Below are 17,756 nucleotides of genomic sequence, written 5' to 3' on the forward strand. Positions count from 1 at the left end.
GTACGAATTGTCTCTATTGTCTCCGAGAAGAAAATAATTGCCATCCGGTATAATTACTGGTCCAAAATTATCACGAACGTAAGGTTTTGTTTCGAAATATGAATTTTCCCACGCTTTTTGGTAATCATTGATAGAAATATCTGGCAAGGGCATGGCCTTAATAGATATCGTATCCTCATAAATGACAGATGGCTCTTTTTGAATTCGGCCATTAATATAAAGGGATTTATCTATGATCAAAACAGTATCTTTGGGAATCGCCACAATTCTTTTAACGAGAATTTTATTTTTATCGCTCGGGGAATAATGAACAACCACATCCCCTCGTTTGTATTTGTGTTCTTTAATGTCTACAATAAAATAATCACCTTGCTCTAATGTAGGTGCCATACCATTGTTTGGTATTTTGAATGACTCGGCCTTTATAAAGCCACTTAAGATATTTGACATAATCATTGTTATAAATATATAAAGCAAATATATATACCATCTATTATATGGTTTCACGATATAGTCAATAAATTTAGTAGCATAAACAACCGCATCAACTGTCACAGATATATAATAAAACCCAGTTAGAATAATAGTTATTATCAACCCTGCAAATGAACGTATCAGAAAAGTTACTGCAAATAAATATAAAACATAAGAAAAAATACAAAATCCAACACCTTTGATTATTTGACCATTATAAATTTGACCTAACCCGGGAAAGAAAAGCGAAAAAATGGCAGCTATGATGGGTTTTCTTTTCTTTTTCATCTTAGTTGTCTTTCGTTATGTTTATCCCTGTATTACCAACTCATATTTCTTGCTTCCCAGCCCCATCTTTTCGGCATGGTCCAATTGGACATTCCAGTCGGTATCGGGGTAGATGTCGCGGAACTTATCGCTGCCCGGATCCAGGGCCTTCTTCAGCTCCGAATCCCGATGCCCGGGCGCGGCCATCACCAGGGCGTTGCTGGCGGCGTCCACCGCCACCGGGTCCAGCGAGGCGGCAATGCCCAGGTCCGGCACGATGGGGTGGTCGGCGTGGCCGTAGCAATCGCAGGCCGGGGAGACGTTCATGATGAAATTCAGATAGGCGATCCGGTCCTTCTTGTGCTTCACAAAGCCCGCCAGGTGCTCCACCATCTTCTCCTGCATCTTCTGGGCCCCGCTGTCCCAGCCGTTGCGGGCGGCGTGGGTGGGGCAGACCACGATGCAGGATCCGCAGCCGATGCACTTTTTTGGGTCTATCACGGCATATTTGCCGATAGCAATGGCGTCGGCCGGGCAGTTGGCGGCGCATTTGCCGCAGGCGATGCATTTTTCGGCCTTGATCTGCGGGGCGATGTCTGAGTGCATGGCCAGCTTGCCGCCCCTGGCCCCGCCGCCCATCCCCAGGTTCTTGATGGAGCCGCCGAAGCCGGCCAGCTCGTGCCCCTTGAAATGGGTCACGCAGACTATTGAATCGGCCCTGACCAGGTCGTGGGCCAGCTTGACCTTCTTAAAGTGCTTGCCGTCGATCTCCACCTCGACATAGGCCCCGCCCCGCAGACCGTCGGCGATCAGCACCGGGCAGCCCAGGGTGTCGCGGGTGAAGCCGTGCATGGCGGCGGTCTCCAGATGGTCCACCGAATTGGAACGGGAGCCGACATAGAGGGTGTTGGCATCGGTGACGAAAGGCTTGCCGCCGGATTCCCTGATCTTGTCCACCACCCGGCGGACGTAGTAGGAGGGGATGAAGGCGGTGTTGCCCCGCTCGCCGAAATGCACCTTGACCGCCACCAGGTCGCCCTTTTGGAAGACCGAGGAGAGGGGAAGCTGGTCCAGCAGGAGATCGATCTTGTCAAACATGTTCCGTTCGGAGGTCTCCCGGAAATTGGCGAAATATACTTTGCTGGGCATAGTTTATTCCTTTTAAATGCTGGTTATTTATATCAACAGATTACACAGATTGACACAGATTGTCCATTATTGTCATCCTGAGCCAGGCAAGTTTACCTTACAAGCCGAAGGATCTAGACACCACCGTCATTTCCCCAAATTTTCTCGCAGTGCCAGTTCCCTCTCCTAATGCGTTAGGGGAGGGGCAGGGGTGGGGTCCTCTTTGACTGCCCGAGAATTTTTCTTAGATATATGATCCCCGATACCAGGATCAGCAAAAGCGAAGCATACAGCAGATAAAGACCCCAGGGCTGCCAATTGAGTACATAGAAAAATATGGCAGCCGAAAGAAAAGTGACCGCAAACTTCCCCGGCCAGTTGGAGACGGGGATTTCCTTGGTTTTGTTGATCATCAAAAACCCGCCGGCCAGGATCAGGACGTCGCGCAATATTATCAGTCCGGTAGCCCACCAGGGGAAGCCCCGCCACAGGGAAAGGGCCAAGACCATGGAGTTCAGGCAGATCTTGTCGGCCAGGGGATCCAGGATCTTTCCCAGGGAGGAAATCTGGTTTTTTTTGCGGGCAAAATAGCCGTCGAAATAGTCGCTGGCCACCGCTATAAGCATCAGTATCAGCAGCGGGACCGTTTGTTCTTTCCGGAGGCAGAATAATACCGCCGGCATCAGGGCGATGCGCGACAGGGAGAGCATGTTGGGGATATTCATTCCGCCTCTTCCGATCGATAAAGCCGGAAATCGCTGAACTGCGCGGTATTGCGTTCGCCGACGCATAATAAGAGCTGACCATCATGATATGGGATGTTATTGCTTTGATGGATCAAAACATCGTCAAAATAAGTCCAGAACTGGGTTTTGGTGAATTTTATCTGGATGTAATGCCAGCAGTTTGGCTTTAAAAGCATATGATGCTTCAATTCCAGACCGGGATAACAGATCTCGGTCTTTGCATTATAAATTGAAAGATCAAAGTCGGGATAAAGGCTGATATAGCCGTGGCTGGGGAAGCAATGGACGGCAACGCCTTTTTGGGTTTCGGGGGAAAATCGCAGCAGAATCCCGGAGCCGTAATTCATCCGCAGATCATTTTCATTTTTCAAATAAAAAGAGACGCCGCCGAACTGGGGGATATTTTCCTTTAGCCGCGCATAAATGTTATTTTTTTCGGCCGTTCCCCGGAGGCATCCGGAATTGGTCTGCCAGTGGCCGCTGACTATCTCCCAGTTGTTGATATCGTTAAATTTGTCGACGAATGCAGCATCTCCCATATCCGCCTGCTTGTCGAGCGAGGAAATAGATATCTGGTAAATAGTTGCCTTTCCGGCCAGGTTGCCAAATATATAAATATTGCCTATGGTGCTTGCCGAAACCGAATCGCTGAACAATATCCGGTTGTCCACGGATATTTTCAGTTCGGACCCAACGAAAAGGATCCGGATATTGTAACGCTGGTTCTCCCGAAGATTGCTTTTCACCACCTTTTCTTTCTGTTCCGAGGCGCCGCTGGGCGAGAAGTGCTCGATAAAGGATATGCGGTCCTTGCTGATCTTTATGGCATGCCCGTGGTTTTGGTCGGCTGCCCTGAAGAGAAATCCTGCCTCTCCGGTGAAGGAGCTAAATTTTACATAGAATGACAGGTCAAAATCCCGGGAAAGAAAGCACAGGTTGTGGGTGACGTTTCCGGTCAGGGTGATTTTTCTTATCTTTAATTCTTTCATAAGCCAATAATATCAATTTTTGTTCAACATTTCCCTGGCATGGCTCAACGTGGTTTCGGCGATCTTGCTGCCGCCCAGCATCCGGGCGATTCACGGCTGCAGTTTATCCAGGATCTGGCAGACGTACCCGTATGCCTGGCGGTTATTGGTCTTGGCAAAGAACTTCATGGCATCCAGCCCCATGTAATGCTTATAGCAAGCTATCCGTTCCCGGTAGTTTTCAAGGGGCATGCCCTTCTCGGCATAGTGCCTTCGAAACAATTCAACATGATCGACGCCGCGCGGCCAGAAATCTATACAGGCAATGTCGTAGGCAAAATCGCCGTACATTGCCTCCCAATCCAGCACCGCCGTCACCCTGCCATCCTGGGCCAGCACATTGTCATAACCGTATCCGCCGTGTAATAGGTAACGGCCCTCCGGGCAGGCCTCCAGCAGGGGCAGCATCCGGCCGTAGTATTCGTCGAACCGGGCGCGCTCCAGGAAGGAGGTCTCGAAAAGCGAATGCCATTGGCCGAAAAACCCATCCGGGCGCTCCTCTTCGTTGGCATGGGCGATAAACCTCTTCCAGGTCTGGAACAACCCGGCGCCGTCGTCGCCGATCCAGCCGTATCCCTTCCAGCGGCTGACGTCGGATTTATGGATGGCGTGCAGGGTTTGGGCCAGGCCGGGCAGGATCTGTTGGTACTCGGCATCGCTCAGTGACTTCAATCCTCGGCCTGGCATCTTGCGGGTGATGCAATAGAACAGGTCATCAAACTTTCCGGTCTTGATGATCGGGGGTATGGGTATTTCGGGAGTGGCGAAGTTCTGGTAAATGAAAGCTTCCTTCTGGTAGCTGGCTTCCATGCTGCCGGACATGAATCGCAGAATGTAGTCGCCATCCCCGGCTTTGAACGACAGCGTCTGGGCGACCAGCCCGCCCTGGACCGGGGTCAGATCGCGGATAGGTTGATAGAAGGTCTCTTTCAGCAGCTCTGATATTTTTTCCTGTGTGACCTCTGGTTTGACGCTGGCAATATTAACCTTCACCATCTTCTCGGCATGTTTTGGGCCTCTGTAATATTACTGCCGACCACTATCATGGTTGCCATTATGATCATGATGATGGCGGCGGTCATTCTTGTATTTAAAATATTTTACGGTATATTCTTAAGCTTTTCTAACATTTCAGCAATGCCGATGTCTATTTTAGAAAAAGCAAACCACTTTTTCCCGAGGTCTTTAAGCGACGCGCCTAAAAGATATACCTCACTTTCATCAATAATTATAAATCGATCATGAGTAACCTTGAACCCTTTTATTTCAATTGGTGGATATTGTTCATTGTGTTTTTTTAGATCAAGTGATAATTGTTTTGATATTTCCTTGGTTAAAATCACAGCCTTTACCTCTTTTCGACGTTTTGTCAAATGAGTTAGTACGGTATCGTCAACATAGTTATCAATGATTATTATGGATTTTTTTGCGCTACGGAAAAGGTCGGAAACGAATTTATAAGCGTCAAATATCTGCCCATCATAAAAGATTCCTTGTTTCGGTTGAATATCCTTGTTTTCTATGGCGGATAAAACCGTATCCAATTTTTTGTCGGTTTCATTCTGTTTTGTTTCCAAAACATCAATTCTTTGGAACACTTGGGCATTCGACGCAATAAAGCGACGCATTGCAATAAAAGCGGTCATTATATTAATACTCATTTTAACGGCAGTATTGCTTTTTAGAACCGCTGAGAGCATAGCAACGCCCTGTTCTGTAAAGGCATAAGGCAAGTATTTTCGATGCAATCCTCTTTTATTGTCTAAGGTCACAGATTGTGACCTTAAAGATTTTCTTGTTTCTGATGCTTCAAGTTGTGAACGCAATACATCATACTCTTCTTTCGTGAGTTGGAACATGAATTCCGCAGGAAATCTTTTGTTGTTGCGCTTTACTGCTTGGTTCAGCACTTTAACATCAACCTGGTATAGTTCTGCTAGGTCGCTGTCTAACATTGCTTGTGCGCCACGGAGCGTATATATTCTTTTTTGAATTTGTTCAACTTTTATTAAATTTCTTTCAGGCATAATTATTCCATTTATTTAGTTTGAGGTCACAATTTGTGACCTCAAGGGCATTGTTGTTTTAGGTCGTAAAAAGTGGTCCTGTCGGATCGTCAAAGTATAAGGTCACAATTTGTTACCTTAAAGAAACAATTCCATTTTACTGGAAATATTTGGTTATCACAATTTGTGATTTTCCTTTGAGGTCGCAAATTGCGACCTCAAAGATATTCAGAATGCTTATTTCTCTATCATCTCCCGGGCATGTTTCAGGGTGGTCTCGGTGATCTTGCTGCCGCCCAGCATTCGGGCGATCTCCTCGATCTTCTCCTTTTCGCTTAAGACATTCACCGAGGTGATGGTGCGGCCCTTCTGCTCTTCCTTGCTGACCAGGAAGTGGCTCTTGGCCAGAGAGGCTATCTGCGGCAAATGTGTTATGCACAGCACCTGCCTGGCCGAGGAGATCTCCTTGAGCTTAACCCCCACCGCCTCGGCGATCCGGCCGCCTATCCCGGCATCGATCTCGTCGAACACCAGCACCGGCACGGCGTCGGCCTCCGATAGTATGGTCTTGATGGCCAGCATCACCCGGGAGATCTCGCCGCCGGAGGCGATCCTGGCCAGGGGCTTTAATTCCTCGCCGGGGTTGGGTGATATCAAAAACCGGACGGAATCGATGCCAGCAGCGTCGGCTTTAAGCCGCTTTTTATTGTGGTGGACAATGCCCTCGGGCTCCTCGACCTGGGCCACTTCAACCTTGAAGGCGGCCTTTTCCATTCCCAGGTCCTTCAGCTGGACCACCACATCCCTGGCCATCTTCCTGGCCGCCGCTTGGCGTTTCTCAGACAATGCCAGACAGGCCTTTTCCAGGTCTCGGCGCTGGGCTTCCAATTGGACCTCCAGTTTTTTGATATTCTCCTCGCCGTGCTCCACCGAATCCACTTCGGCCTTGATCTTTTCGTAATGGGCCAAAACGGCGGCTATGGAGTTCTCCCGGCCGGAATATTTTTTCTTGAGGGTCCTGATCAGGTCCAGCCGGTTGCGGATCTCCTCCAGCCGCTGGGGATCGAAAGAGATGCCGTCCCGGTATTTTCTCAGGTCCCGGGCGACCTCCTCGATCTGGTCGTTCACCGAAGTTACGGCCTTCAAAGTAGATTCCAGGCGGAGATCGATCCCGGCGATCTCCGCCACCGACCGCTCCAAAGCGCTGAACTGCTCGGTGATGGAGCCGTCCTGCTGGTATAAAAGCTGATAGCCGGCCGAGGCCAGCGAAAAAAGCTTTTCGGAATTCTCCAGAATGGTCTTTTCGCTTTCCAGCCCTTCCTCTTCGCCTTCGGCCAGCGTAGCCGACTCGATCTCCTTTATCTGGAAAGAATACAGGTCCAGCTTTTCCCTGGTCAATTGCTCCTTGTTCCGCAAGGCCTCCAGTTCTGATCTGATCTTCTGGTATTGGTGAAAAAGTTCTCCGGCGGCTGTTCGTTCCGGCCGGGTCTTGGCAAAGCCGTCCAGATAATCCAGATGCCGCTCCTCGTAGAGCAGGGATTGGTGCTCGTGCTGGCCGTGCATGTCCAGCACGGCGTCGCCGATCCTTTTAAGATTGGTCAGGGTGACCGGGCTGTCGTTGACAAAGGCCCGGCTCTTGCCGGCCGGGGACACCTCGCGGCGGATCAGCAGTTCGTCGGACCAGTCGATGTCCAATTCGCCGAAGATCGTCTTTACGGCGCCAAGATCCGTTAGGTGGAATTCGGCCTCCACCATGGCGGCCTTGGCGCCGCTGCGGACGCTGTCGCTGTCGGCCCGCTCGCCCAGCACCAGGCCCAGGGCGCCGATCAGGATGGATTTGCCGGCCCCGGTTTCCCCGGTGAGGATATTGAGGCCGGGGGTGAATTCGACCTCCAGCGATTCTATCAGGGCGTAATCTTTTACGGTGAGTTTTTTAAGCATGGCTAAAAGGTTATTTTAAAACGATAAATTTCCTGGTCTGGCTGTTGCTTCCGGCGGTCAGCTTATAAAAATATACCCCGGAGGAAAGTTTGTCGGTCTTCAATGGAATATTGTAATATCCCGGCGGCTGTGTGCCCAGATCTGTTGATCGGACCAGCTGTCCGGCAACATTATATACATTCAGGCTGACCGTAGATTTGGCCGGCAGTTGATAGCTGATATTTGTTTTGCCTTTGGCTGGATTGGGGTAGGCTTCTTTCAGTAGAAAGACAAGGGGTCTCTTTTCGTTATCAATATTATCTGAAGAAACACCGGCCTCCGGGCCATAATATTCCAGTACTTGCAGGATATTCAAAGGGGCCGAAATAAATATTTTATTGTCAGCGGCCGTTATGTCACGATAAGGAGAAAATATGGCATAATAAATTGGGTCATATTCAAAAAGGTAATAACCGGTAACAACTGGATTTGAAGGGTCTGTGATATTGACGACTTTTAATCCCAGGGTATCATCCACCATGTAAGCAAAGCCGGAATCAACGAATACTCCGGTAGTGCGACTAAACGGAGGAACCGAGGAGATCTTTACGGGATTTACTGGGTCGGCAACATTGATAATGCTTAAACCTTTGTAATCATTGGCCAGGTATAAAATAGTGTCATTTAAACAGTGATTCCATCCCAGTCCTAATGTGTCATTACTGTAGATTATTATCGGATTGACAGGGTTGGATATGTCAATGGTTGACATAGTTGTATTATATGTGGTGACGAACAAGCTATTGTCTTTTATAGAAATATCCAGTGCATCTTTTGGCAAACAAATATACCCGATTTCAGCCGGGTTTTGCGGATTGACGATATTTATTACTCTGATGCTGGAAGAATCGCCGCTGGAAAACTCCGGCCATAAAGCGATAAACAGCAGGCTGTCTTTGCTGGATATTTTATAGGTGTAGCCTTTAAAAGAAAGGGTACATATCTCGGCAGGGTTGGCTTTATCGGCGATATTTATCACCCTTAGCCCGTTCAAGCGGTCTGATACGTAGGCAATGGTATCTCTGACAATTACATCAACGGCTTGATTCTCCTTGTCGGCATAAAAGGAACAACCGGTCTCGATCGGCGAGGAAGGATCGGAGACATCTATCATCCTTAAGCCACCTTCCATTGCCGGAAGGTAAATATAATTATTTTGGTAAAGTATGCCGTTATCTTCGTTTCTTGGCGTGGGGCAATGACCGACTATCACGGGGTGTGCGGGATCGCTGATATCAACAACCTTCAAGCCTTTGCTGTCGTCAGCCACATAGGCATAGCCGTTATAAGCGGCTAACCCTCTGAAATAATTGGTTGAACATTGCCCTATTGTTACGGGGCTGTTGGGATCGGAAAGGCTGTTTATGTAAAATCCTTCATTGAATCCAGTTCCTCCGCCGAAGATCAGAGTGTCATATATCGAAAAACCGAAGTAGGCCGTACCTCCCGATCCGCCCTTAACCGGATTAGCTGGTTCAGAAATGTTGTATGTATATATACTTCCACTACCGAGATACAAAAAAGTATCAGATATCGCAAGCTGCCCGGATTGTGTATCATCATTCCAGATTTGAACGGGGTTTTCAGGGTCGCTGATATTCAACACTTTGAACTCATATGTCGTAAAATAGGCTAAAGTGTCTTTTATTAGAATGTCTATATTAAAGTCGTTGCAGGGGAAATAATTCTTATCAACGGGATTGGTTGGGTCCGTGATGTCGATTATTTTTATGCCGTAATAGTTTATGCAGATGAAAGCATAGTTTCCGCTGATGGCTAATGCTTGATTCTTTCCTTCTTTATAGGCACAATGACCAACCAGTACCGGGGTGTGGGGATTTGAATAGTCAACTATCAATAACCCCAAGCTGTCTGAAAGGCAGTAAGCATAATTATTTCTGGTTTTTATGATATAGCTATAAGAACCGCCAAGGTTTATTTCGCCGATCTTATTTGGGTGCAATGGATCTGTGATGTCAACGATGAAAAGACCGCCGCCCACTCCGGTAACGGCCAATTTTTTTGCTGAGGATGTATCCAGCGCTACGCTCAAGCAGCGGTAGAACGGCCAACTACCGACAGATCGCACATTAAGACTATCCTTGGCCCAGGCCGAAAGGGCGGCAAATAGAATGATCATGCCCAGAATAATCTTCTTGGACATAAGCCTCCTGGTCATTGATTTTTATTTTACGGCGTGACCGCGATCCCCCAGGGTCCGCTGCCCACGGTCTTTGGTGTCTGGGCGGTGTAGGTATTGTCGTTCCGGCTGATGACCGAAATAGAATTGCTGGCGGAATTGGAGACATACAGATATTTCCCGTCCGGGCTGTAGGCCAGGCCCTTGGGCCCGGTGCCGACCGAAACGGTGGTGACGTAGGCTCCGGAAGTGGTGTATATCTTCACCGCATGCTCCTCATAACAGGCCAGGGCCACGTGGGCCTGGTCCGGCGAGACCGCCAGTCCGAAGGGATGGTTGCTGATGCCGGTTATCTGGAAGGGCACGGAGTTGTCGGATATCTTGATGGCGGTGAACCCGGTGCCGGAAGAGACATAAAGCGTATCGCCGGAGATCCCCCTGACGGCCTCCTCGCCGTTGTTGGGAATGACGACAGTGGAGGGGGCGGTGTGCAGATTGCTGACGCTGAATATCTCCACCTGTCCCCAGCACAGGACGCAGATCTGGCTGCTGCCCTGGTTGAACCAGACCCCCTTGGGGAAGGCGGCCCCGGTCTGGACCGAATCCGTTTTTTGGGCCGTGGCGGCATCGATCAGATACAGCCATTTGTTCAGGGTGTCGGTCACCGCCAGGCGGCTGCCGTTGGGGGACAGGGCCAGCCCGTAACAGGTGGCCGGCAGATTGACAGTGGCAAAATGATTGTTGTGGTTCTTGAGCTGGATGAATTCCAACCCGCTTTGGGTAAGGACATAGGCCACGCTGTCATCGGCGGAAATGCGTATCTGGCTGGCTTTGGTGTAAAACGGCAGATAGCCCTCGGGCTTCAGGTCGTTCTGCTGGAACATATATATCTCATTGGAGGTGTTACAGCAGACGTAGATCCCCCGCACGGTGGTGAAGCTGGAATTCCAGGCCGAGGCCAGGGGATTCCCGGCCAGGTCCTGGGCGGCGGAGCCGATGGCCACCTGGAATTGGCGGCGAAAGGCCAGGGTCTCGGCCGGGGCGAAGGTCATGATGGAATCCCCGCTCCAGGTGAAATTTCCGGAAACGGAAGGAGAGATGGAAAAGGCGGCCCGGGCCGAGGCGGTATCCATCACCTCGGAGAATCTGACGATTATTGGCTTATTCACCGAGGTCAAAGTATCGTTATTGGCCGGATCAAGCGACAGAACCTTGGGCTTGACGGTGTCGGCGATGGTTCGGAAGGTCCAGGAATACTGGGGCGATAGATGGTTCCCGCACCGGTCGGTGACGCTGGTGTCGAGCATGGCGGTGAAGGTCATGTCATAGCAAAGAAGCGAAGAGGGGGAAAAACTTATTATGGAGTCGCTCTGCAGGGCGGCATTGCCCAGGATGCCGGTAACGCCGGTCAGGGAAAAAGCCGAGACCGACCAGGGGGCCAGCCTCTCGGAAAAGGCCGCCGAAATGCTGGCTGTGGCGCTGACCCCGGTCTGGCCGCCGGCCGGGTTGGTGGAGACCACTATGGGACGAAGGCTGTCAGCGTTGGCCCCGCAGATAAATGAAGAAGTGTAGACCGCGGCCAGGGCGGTGCCGGCGGTGTTCTGGGCGATGGTGGACACCGTTATCAGAATGGTATCACCGGGGGTATAAAGCGAATCCGGCCGGAATATCAGTATCCGGTTCCACCAGGTCTTCTGGCCGGTCATGCCGGTTATGGTCAGGGCGTTCTGGGTCTCGGTCTGCTTCATGTCGGCGCTGAAGGTCAGATATATCAGGCTGTTCCTGAAATTATCCGTGCTGCTGGCCGGCGGATATACGGCGATCACCGTCGGCGGAGTGGGGGGGGTCGGCGGCGGGGCCACCGGGTCGCTCTTTTTTCCGCAGCCCTGGACAATAACCGTTGCCACGGCTGCCAATAAAGCCAGGCTGATAAGTTTTTTCATCGCTTTTATCCTCATAAAATTATCATATGTTCCCCTCCTTAGTTAAGGAGAGAATAATAACTTGCCCCGGATAACAGTCAAGAAGCGCCAATCTCAGGAATTCTCACCCCGGGCGCCCCACTTTAACTTGGTCCTCAGGATATTGTAGAACGAAGAAGCCGCGGGTCTTGCTAAAAGCGCCTTTCTATCGGCCTTGGTGATGGTCAGTTTTTGGTCGTCCTTCAAACGGGCCACGGTCTGGCCGTCGGCCACCAGCACCGCCTCCTCGTTCTTGCCGTGGACCACCACCGTGATGGTCTTCTTCATGGAGACAATCATGGGCCGCAGGCTCAGGGTGTGGGGACAGATGGGGGTAAGGACGAAAGCATCCATGTCGGGCTCCACTATCGGACCCCCGGCCGACAGGGAGTAGGCGGTGGAGCCGGTGGGGGTGGCGATCAGCATGCCGTCGGCAAAATAGCGGCTGACCAGCTCATCGCCGATGGATACCGTCAGCTCCACCAGGCGGGTGGGCACCCGGATGTCGAAGTCGTTCAGGGCAAAAAATTCCGCATCGCCGCATCGGGCCTTGATGATGGCCCGCTCCTCTATCTGATACTGGCCCCGGACAACCTGCTCCATGCTCTGCTGGATATTGTCCTGTGAGATCTCGGTCAAAAACCCCAGGGAGCCCAGGTTGATTCCCAGCACCGGCTTCTGGGCGTCACCCATCAGCCTGACGGCCCTCAGCAGGGTGCCGTCGCCGCCCAGCACCAGCATCATATCGCAGCGGGCGGCCACCTGGGTTTCGTCGGCCATCTCGGCCTGGCTGATATCAAAACCCTTTTCGGCCAGGGCCGCTATGCCGTGGTCCTTGAGCCAGGCTGCCAGCTCCCGCACAATGCGCTCGGCCCCGGGCCGGTTCCGGTTGTAGATCAGACCGTAGGTTTTCATTACTTTTTCCTTATGACTAAGCGTTCCCCTTTTTAACCACCAAGACACCAAGCATTTTATTCCATATTCTATTGTCATCCTGAGCACCCTTCGAAGCAATGCTGGCTGTTGGATGACGGTAGCCACCCGTTCGGCCAGCGGGGCAGGATGCTTGGCTCAGGGTGACAAACCAAGGATCAATATTCTATCTGCTTGAAATCGTCCTGTTTATAGGCCTTGCTGCACCTGGTGCAGGTGATGGAAACAATATGCTCGGTCTGGGGCAGGCAGACCAGGGTGCCCTCGGCGTCCACCCGGGCGTTGTAACTCTTTTCGGAGACCATCAGAAAATCCCGGCCGCCGCAATCGCATTTATATTTGAACTCCATGTCAAAGCTCCCTCTCCACCGTCTGGACCACCAACTTGGTCACTTCGTCAATCGACCCCCTGACCCTGGCCCCGGCGGCCTGGAGGTGTCCGCCGCCCCCGAAGATGGCTGCCAGCCTATTTACGTCCACCCGGCCCTTGGAGCGGAAGGAGACCCGCACGATCCCGTTGCCCTGCTCCTTGAACAGCAGGCCCACTTCGGCCCCTTTGACCGAAAGCACATGGCTGACAAACTCCTCGCTGTCATTGATGTCAAATCGGTGCCTTCGGGCTATCTCCTGGGTCAGGGCCACCCAGGAAACCTTGCCGTTGGCGGCGGTCTTCAGGTCGGAGAATAGCTGCCCCAGCACCTTAAGGTGTCTCAGGGGCTGCTGGAAATAAAGCTGTTCCGATATCCAGGCCAGCTCGGCCCCGGACTCCATCAGCAGGGCGGCGCTTCGCAGGGTGGCCGGAGAGGTGTTGGAATAGCGGAAGCCGCCGGAGTCGGTCATGATTCCCGATAGCAGGATAGTGGCCTGTTCGGCGGTCAACTTGACTCCCAGTTTCTGGGAGATGCGGTAGATCAGCTCGCAGGTGGAGGAGGCCTCGGGGTCTATATATTGGATATGCCCGAAGCCGTCGTTGGAGACGTGATGGTCTATCACGATCAGCTCCATGGTGGCCGGGGTGATCAGCTCGGCCGCCTGGCCCAGGCGCTGGGGGTTGGCGCAGTCCACTACGCAGACCGCGGTGACGTCGGGGGCCTCCCTCTGGCCGGAGATGGACTCCCAGCCGGGCAGGAAACGGTACCTCTCCGGCACCGGGTCCTGGTTTATTATGCTCACCTGTTTGCCCATGGTTTTAAGCACCGAGGCCAGGGCCAGCTGGCTGGAGATGCTGTCTCCGTCGGGGTTGACATGGCTGGTGACCATTATCCGGCGGTGCTTTTCCAGGGCCTGGGCGATCTCACTGGCTGTCATCGGGCTTCTCTTTCGGGGTGATCTGGTTGAGCAGGCGGTCTATCTTGTCGCCGTAGGCTATGGACTCGTCCAGCCTGAAGGAGAGATCGGGGCAATAACGCAGGCGCAGCCGGCTGCCCATCTCCCGGCGGATGAAGCCCTTGGCGCTTTCCAGGCCCTTCAGGGATTCCTGCCGCTTGTCATCCTCCCCGAAGATGCTGACGAACACTTTGGCATAGCGCAGGTCATCGGTAAGGTCTACCCCGGTAACGGTGATGAACCCCAGGCGGGGGTCCTTGATGTGGTGGGAGATGATGTCGGACATCTCGCGTTTTATCACCTCGGCCACCTGAGAGGAACGTTTAAAATGCATAAAGTCAGCCTCCTAATACAATTCAACATTTTACCATACAGATTTGTGATTGCAAGAGAAAAATATAGAAAAAGACAACAAAGCTTTTGGCCGTGGCATAAAACCGCTTGACATCTCCATCAAGCTATCGGATAATAACTTCGGGCGGATCGCCCATGCGTCCCTATCCCATTATACGTATAGGAGGAAAAATGACCGATCAACTGACCGAAGTAACCACCACCGGCTGGGGCAAGAGGATCCTGAACTCGTTTATCGGGGTGCTGGTGGGGCTGGCCCTGTTCCTGATCTCCTTTATAGTGCTGTGGAGAACAGAGGGCCGGACCGATTTCGCCAAGCTGGCGCAGAAGGCCGTCATTGCATCGCCATCGTCGATAGACCAGAACGCCCAGGAACAGCTGGCCTCGGTCACCGGGCCGCTGGAGACCGTCGACCTGGTGGGCGATCCCGATTTCATCGCGCCGGGGAATTATCTGATCCTGACCCGCCGGGCCGAGATGTTCGCCTGGAGGGAACGGGTAAGCACCAAGACCCAGAAGAACACCGGAGGCAGCGAGACCACCACCAAGACCTACAGCTACGAAAAGGAATGGACCGAAAATCCGGAGAACTCGGGGGATTTCAAGCAGCCGGAGGGCCATGCCAACCCCCCGCCGGAAATTTCCTCCCGGACCTTCACGGCCAGACAGGCCCGGGCCGGGGTTTATGAATTGGATATGGGGCGTCTGAACCTGCCGCCGACCGAGCCCTTGGACCTGGGAGGCGGAAAGATCCTGTTGGAAAAGACCAAAGGATACAGCGCCACCGAAGAATATCTGTTTCAGGGGCAGGGTTCCTTGGCCCAGCCGCAGATCGGGGATACCCGGCTGTCGTTTTATGCCCTGCCATCCGGCCGGAGGGCCACCGTCTTCGGCAAGCTGTCCGGGGGGATGCTGGACCCCTATTTTTACAATGGCGAGAAAAGCTTCTACCGGGCTTTCCTGGGCAACAGGGACGAGGCCGTTGCCAAGCTCGGGCTGGAATATAAAACGGCCGGATGGATCGGCCGCATCATCGGGTTCCTGATGATGTGGATCGGGCTGCTGATGCTGACCGGCCCGCTGCACACCATTCTTGACGTTCTGCCGTTCCTGGGCTCGGCCAGCCGATTGGTGATCGGCCTGATAGCCTTTCCCGTCGCTTTGGTGCTGTCGGCTGTCACCATCGTTGTCTCCATGATCGCCCACAATATAATCGTTCTGCTGGTGGTGCTGGCCCTGATGGCCGGGCTGGCATTGTTTTTTAAATTAAAAAAGAAACCCCCGGCTCCGGCCATTGCTAAGTAAAGCCGGATATGACCTTGATTTAATGCTGCCGCCCGAAAACGGGCGGCAGCATTTTTTATTGACTTATGGGCGGTTTTGTAATATTCTTAACTGTTTATGCACTCAAAATCTTAGGTATTTTTTAATATGAGCAAACGATTCGATCCCATGGCAAACTACGGCCGGACCAAACAGTCGGTGGGTTACCTGCCGCGCCAGCAGGCCGACCAGCAGATCTACGACGCCCTGGGGTTCATGTCCGGGCTGGAGGTGCACCAGCAGCTTTACACCAAGCAAAAGCTGTTCTGCCGCTGTCCGGCCGGGATATTCCAGAAGCCGGAGGAATACCACGCCGAGCTGATCCGCCACATGCGGCCCACCCTATCGGAGCTGGGGGAGTACGACGGCACCGCCCTGATGGAGTTCAAGACCCGCAAGAACATCGTCTATCACATCAACAGCCGGACCGCCTGCACCTACGAGGTGGACGACACCCCGCCCTTTCCCCTGAACCGTGAGGCCCTGGACATCGCCATCCGCATCGCCCTGCTGTCCAAGCTGAACATCGTGGGCGAGGTGCACATCACCCGCAAGCAGTACCTGGACGGCAGCATCCCCACCGGGTTCCAGCGCACCGCCATCATCGGGGTGGAGGGCGAGATCCCGCTGAAGCACAAAAAGGTCCGGCTGATCCAGCTTTCCCTGGAGGAGGATTCATGCCGCGAGGTCTCCGACATCGGCCACCAGCGGGTCTACCGCACCGACCGTTTGGGCATGCCGCTGATCGAGACCGTCACCTATCCCGACATGAAGAACCCGGACGAGGTGATGGAGGCCTGCGACTACATCCGCTTTCTGAACCGCAGCACCGGGATGGTGCGAACCGGGATCGGGGCGGGCCGGGAGGACGTCAACGTCTCCTGCAGGGGCGGCACCCGGGTGGAGATTAAGGGGGTCTCGCGCACCAAGCTGATCCCGGAGCTGACCCACAACGAGTGCTTCCGCCAGTGGGCCCTGCTGAAGATCCGCGACCTGCTCAAGGACCAAGTGAAACATCAGAAAGAATGGAAGACAAGGTCCGAACCGCTGAAACCCATCATCGGCAAGCTGGAGAGCAAACGCTTCAAGGAACTGTCAAACAACGGCAGCCAGGTGATGGCGGTCAACCTGCCGGGCTTCGGCGGCATCCTCTCCCACTTCACCCAGCCGGGAAAATGCTTTGCCAACGAGATCGCCGACCGGCTCAAAGTTATCGCCTGTCTGGAACGGCCCAACATGGCCTGTTCCGAGGACCTGGACCCGATGCTGGCCGATAACGACTGGGACCAGGTCCGCAGCCTGCTGAAGTCCTTGCCCGACGACGCCCAGCTGATCTTTTGGGGGCCGAAGGACGATATCAAGACCGCTCTGGAGACCATCGAAGAACGATGCATAATGGCCTTCTCCGGGGTTCCCAACGAGACCCGCAAATCTCTGCCTGACGGCACCACCATCTTCGAGCGGGTGCTGCCCGGGGCCGACCGGATGTACCCCGACACCGACTCCAAGCCCATCCCGCTGGAGGACAGCCATATCAAAAAGCTGGGCCGGGACCTGCCCACCGATATCATCGAAAGATACCGCCAGCTGAAAACCTGGGGGGTGCCGGAGGATTCCCATCACTACCTGTTCACCCACAACCTGTACCCGGTCATCGAAAGAATAATAAAAGAACTGGGCCAGGACCCCAAAAAGGTCGGGAAGCTGTTCGGGCACCAACTGAAATATATCGAAGGACATTACAAAAGATCCCCGGACTTTTCATTTGAACGCATCCATGATCTTTACGGATACATCGTCGAAAATAAACTGGATGCGGAGATAGTCAAGATCATGCTGCCGGTGGTCTATCAGTATCCCAAGATGGATTTCGACTCAGTTTTGGTTAATATAGATTTCAAGCGGTTCTCCAAGGATGAGATAACATCCAAGATCCCGTTCCTGAAGGATAAATACCAGAGCATCAGAACCTCGAAACTGCCCGAGGCCGAAAAACACTGGGTGATGGGGCAGCTGAGGAAAATGGCGGTGGGGAATATTTCGCTGAAAGTGCTGATGGCAAGCCTGCGATGATAATTCTTGGTTGTTTG

Annotated in this window: 15 protein-coding genes; 2 read left to right on the plus strand and 13 right to left on the minus strand. The window is 52.7% G+C overall.

Annotated features, from left to right (window positions below; translation table 11 throughout):
* The 13 genes from lepB to rbfA form a co-directional block, all read right to left on the minus strand.
* Positions 1-762: signal peptidase I (lepB, locus tag RDU76_01715; GenBank protein MDQ7797647.1), on the minus strand; the 762-nt coding region annotated here is incomplete at its 3' end.
* A 21-nt stretch (positions 763-783) separates the two neighbouring features.
* Positions 784-1,890, minus strand: a complete 1,107-nt coding sequence (locus tag RDU76_01720) for a DUF362 domain-containing protein (protein MDQ7797648.1) — start codon at positions 1,888-1,890, stop codon at positions 784-786.
* Between the two features lie 173 nt (positions 1,891-2,063).
* Positions 2,064-2,594: a CDP-alcohol phosphatidyltransferase family protein gene (locus RDU76_01725; protein MDQ7797649.1), complete on the minus strand. Its 531-nt coding sequence runs from the start codon at positions 2,592-2,594 to the stop codon at positions 2,064-2,066.
* Positions 2,591-3,604, minus strand: a complete 1,014-nt coding sequence (locus RDU76_01730; protein ID MDQ7797650.1) for a hypothetical protein — start codon at positions 3,602-3,604, stop codon at positions 2,591-2,593. Before RDU76_01730 ends, RDU76_01725 begins: the two co-directional genes overlap by 4 nt.
* A gap of 90 nt (positions 3,605-3,694) precedes the next feature.
* A complete protein-coding gene (locus RDU76_01735) occupies positions 3,695-4,639 on the minus strand; it encodes an aminoglycoside phosphotransferase family protein (protein MDQ7797651.1) in 945 nt (314 codons plus the stop codon).
* A 104-nt stretch (positions 4,640-4,743) separates the two neighbouring features.
* A complete protein-coding gene (locus RDU76_01740) occupies positions 4,744-5,670 on the minus strand; it encodes an ORF6N domain-containing protein (protein ID MDQ7797652.1) in 927 nt (308 codons plus the stop codon).
* Between the two features lie 216 nt (positions 5,671-5,886).
* Positions 5,887-7,590 carry a DNA repair protein RecN gene (recN, locus tag RDU76_01745; protein ID MDQ7797653.1) on the minus strand — a complete coding sequence of 568 codons (1,704 nt, stop codon included), beginning with the start codon at positions 7,588-7,590 and terminating at the stop codon, positions 5,887-5,889.
* A gap of 10 nt (positions 7,591-7,600) precedes the next feature.
* Positions 7,601-9,793: a T9SS type A sorting domain-containing protein gene (locus tag RDU76_01750; GenBank protein MDQ7797654.1), complete on the minus strand. Its 2,193-nt coding sequence runs from the start codon at positions 9,791-9,793 to the stop codon at positions 7,601-7,603.
* Between the two features lie 26 nt (positions 9,794-9,819).
* On the minus strand, positions 9,820-11,712 hold the full coding sequence (locus RDU76_01755) for an Ig-like domain-containing protein (protein MDQ7797655.1): 1,893 nt from the start codon (positions 11,710-11,712) through the stop codon (positions 9,820-9,822).
* A 93-nt stretch (positions 11,713-11,805) separates the two neighbouring features.
* Positions 11,806-12,645, minus strand: a complete 840-nt coding sequence (locus tag RDU76_01760) for an NAD(+)/NADH kinase (GenBank protein ID MDQ7797656.1) — start codon at positions 12,643-12,645, stop codon at positions 11,806-11,808.
* A 176-nt stretch (positions 12,646-12,821) separates the two neighbouring features.
* Positions 12,822-13,013: a hypothetical protein gene (locus RDU76_01765; protein ID MDQ7797657.1), complete on the minus strand. Its 192-nt coding sequence runs from the start codon at positions 13,011-13,013 to the stop codon at positions 12,822-12,824.
* A 1-nt stretch (position 13,014) separates the two neighbouring features.
* On the minus strand, positions 13,015-13,971 hold the full coding sequence (locus RDU76_01770; protein ID MDQ7797658.1) for a bifunctional oligoribonuclease/PAP phosphatase NrnA: 957 nt from the start codon (positions 13,969-13,971) through the stop codon (positions 13,015-13,017).
* A complete protein-coding gene (rbfA, locus tag RDU76_01775) occupies positions 13,958-14,323 on the minus strand; it encodes a 30S ribosome-binding factor RbfA (GenBank protein ID MDQ7797659.1) in 366 nt (121 codons plus the stop codon). Before rbfA ends, RDU76_01770 begins: the two co-directional genes overlap by 14 nt.
* Positions 14,324-14,514: 191 nt before the next feature.
* On the opposite strand from rbfA, the gene RDU76_01780 reads away from it, so the two are divergent.
* Positions 14,515-15,648: a TMEM43 family protein gene (locus tag RDU76_01780; GenBank protein MDQ7797660.1), complete on the plus strand. Its 1,134-nt coding sequence runs from the start codon at positions 14,515-14,517 to the stop codon at positions 15,646-15,648.
* A gap of 126 nt (positions 15,649-15,774) precedes the next feature.
* Entirely contained in the window at positions 15,775-17,739 is a 1,965-nt protein-coding gene (gatE, locus tag RDU76_01785; protein MDQ7797661.1) for a Glu-tRNA(Gln) amidotransferase subunit GatE, read from the plus strand.
* Positions 17,740-17,756 lie beyond the last annotated feature (17 nt).

Source organism: Candidatus Edwardsbacteria bacterium (assembly GCA_031082425.1).
Classification (GTDB): domain Bacteria; phylum Edwardsbacteria; class AC1; order AC1; family EtOH8; genus UBA2226.

Bases quoted from the DNA above. Each gene is read 5' to 3' on its own strand.
- RDU76_01720 (MDQ7797648.1), bottom strand. From the start codon at position 1,890: ATGCCCAGCAAAGTATATTTCGCCAATTTCCGGGAGACCTCCGAACGG.
- RDU76_01725 (MDQ7797649.1), bottom strand. From the start codon at position 2,594: ATGAATATCCCCAACATGCTCTCCCTGTCGCGCATCGCCCTGATGCCG.
- RDU76_01730 (MDQ7797650.1), bottom strand. From the start codon at position 3,604: ATGAAAGAATTAAAGATAAGAAAAATCACCCTGACCGGAAACGTCACC.
- RDU76_01735 (MDQ7797651.1), bottom strand. From the start codon at position 4,639: ATGGTGAAGGTTAATATTGCCAGCGTCAAACCAGAGGTCACACAGGAA.
- RDU76_01740 (MDQ7797652.1), bottom strand. From the start codon at position 5,670: ATGCCTGAAAGAAATTTAATAAAAGTTGAACAAATTCAAAAAAGAATA.
- recN (MDQ7797653.1), bottom strand. From the start codon at position 7,590: ATGCTTAAAAAACTCACCGTAAAAGATTACGCCCTGATAGAATCGCTG.
- RDU76_01750 (MDQ7797654.1), bottom strand. From the start codon at position 9,793: ATGTCCAAGAAGATTATTCTGGGCATGATCATTCTATTTGCCGCCCTT.
- RDU76_01755 (MDQ7797655.1), bottom strand. From the start codon at position 11,712: ATGAAAAAACTTATCAGCCTGGCTTTATTGGCAGCCGTGGCAACGGTT.
- RDU76_01760 (MDQ7797656.1), bottom strand. From the start codon at position 12,645: ATGAAAACCTACGGTCTGATCTACAACCGGAACCGGCCCGGGGCCGAG.
- RDU76_01765 (MDQ7797657.1), bottom strand. From the start codon at position 13,013: ATGGAGTTCAAATATAAATGCGATTGCGGCGGCCGGGATTTTCTGATG.
- RDU76_01770 (MDQ7797658.1), bottom strand. From the start codon at position 13,971: ATGACAGCCAGTGAGATCGCCCAGGCCCTGGAAAAGCACCGCCGGATA.
- rbfA (MDQ7797659.1), bottom strand. From the start codon at position 14,323: ATGCATTTTAAACGTTCCTCTCAGGTGGCCGAGGTGATAAAACGCGAG.
- RDU76_01780 (MDQ7797660.1), top strand. From the start codon at position 14,515: ATGACCGATCAACTGACCGAAGTAACCACCACCGGCTGGGGCAAGAGG.
- gatE (MDQ7797661.1), top strand. From the start codon at position 15,775: ATGAGCAAACGATTCGATCCCATGGCAAACTACGGCCGGACCAAACAG.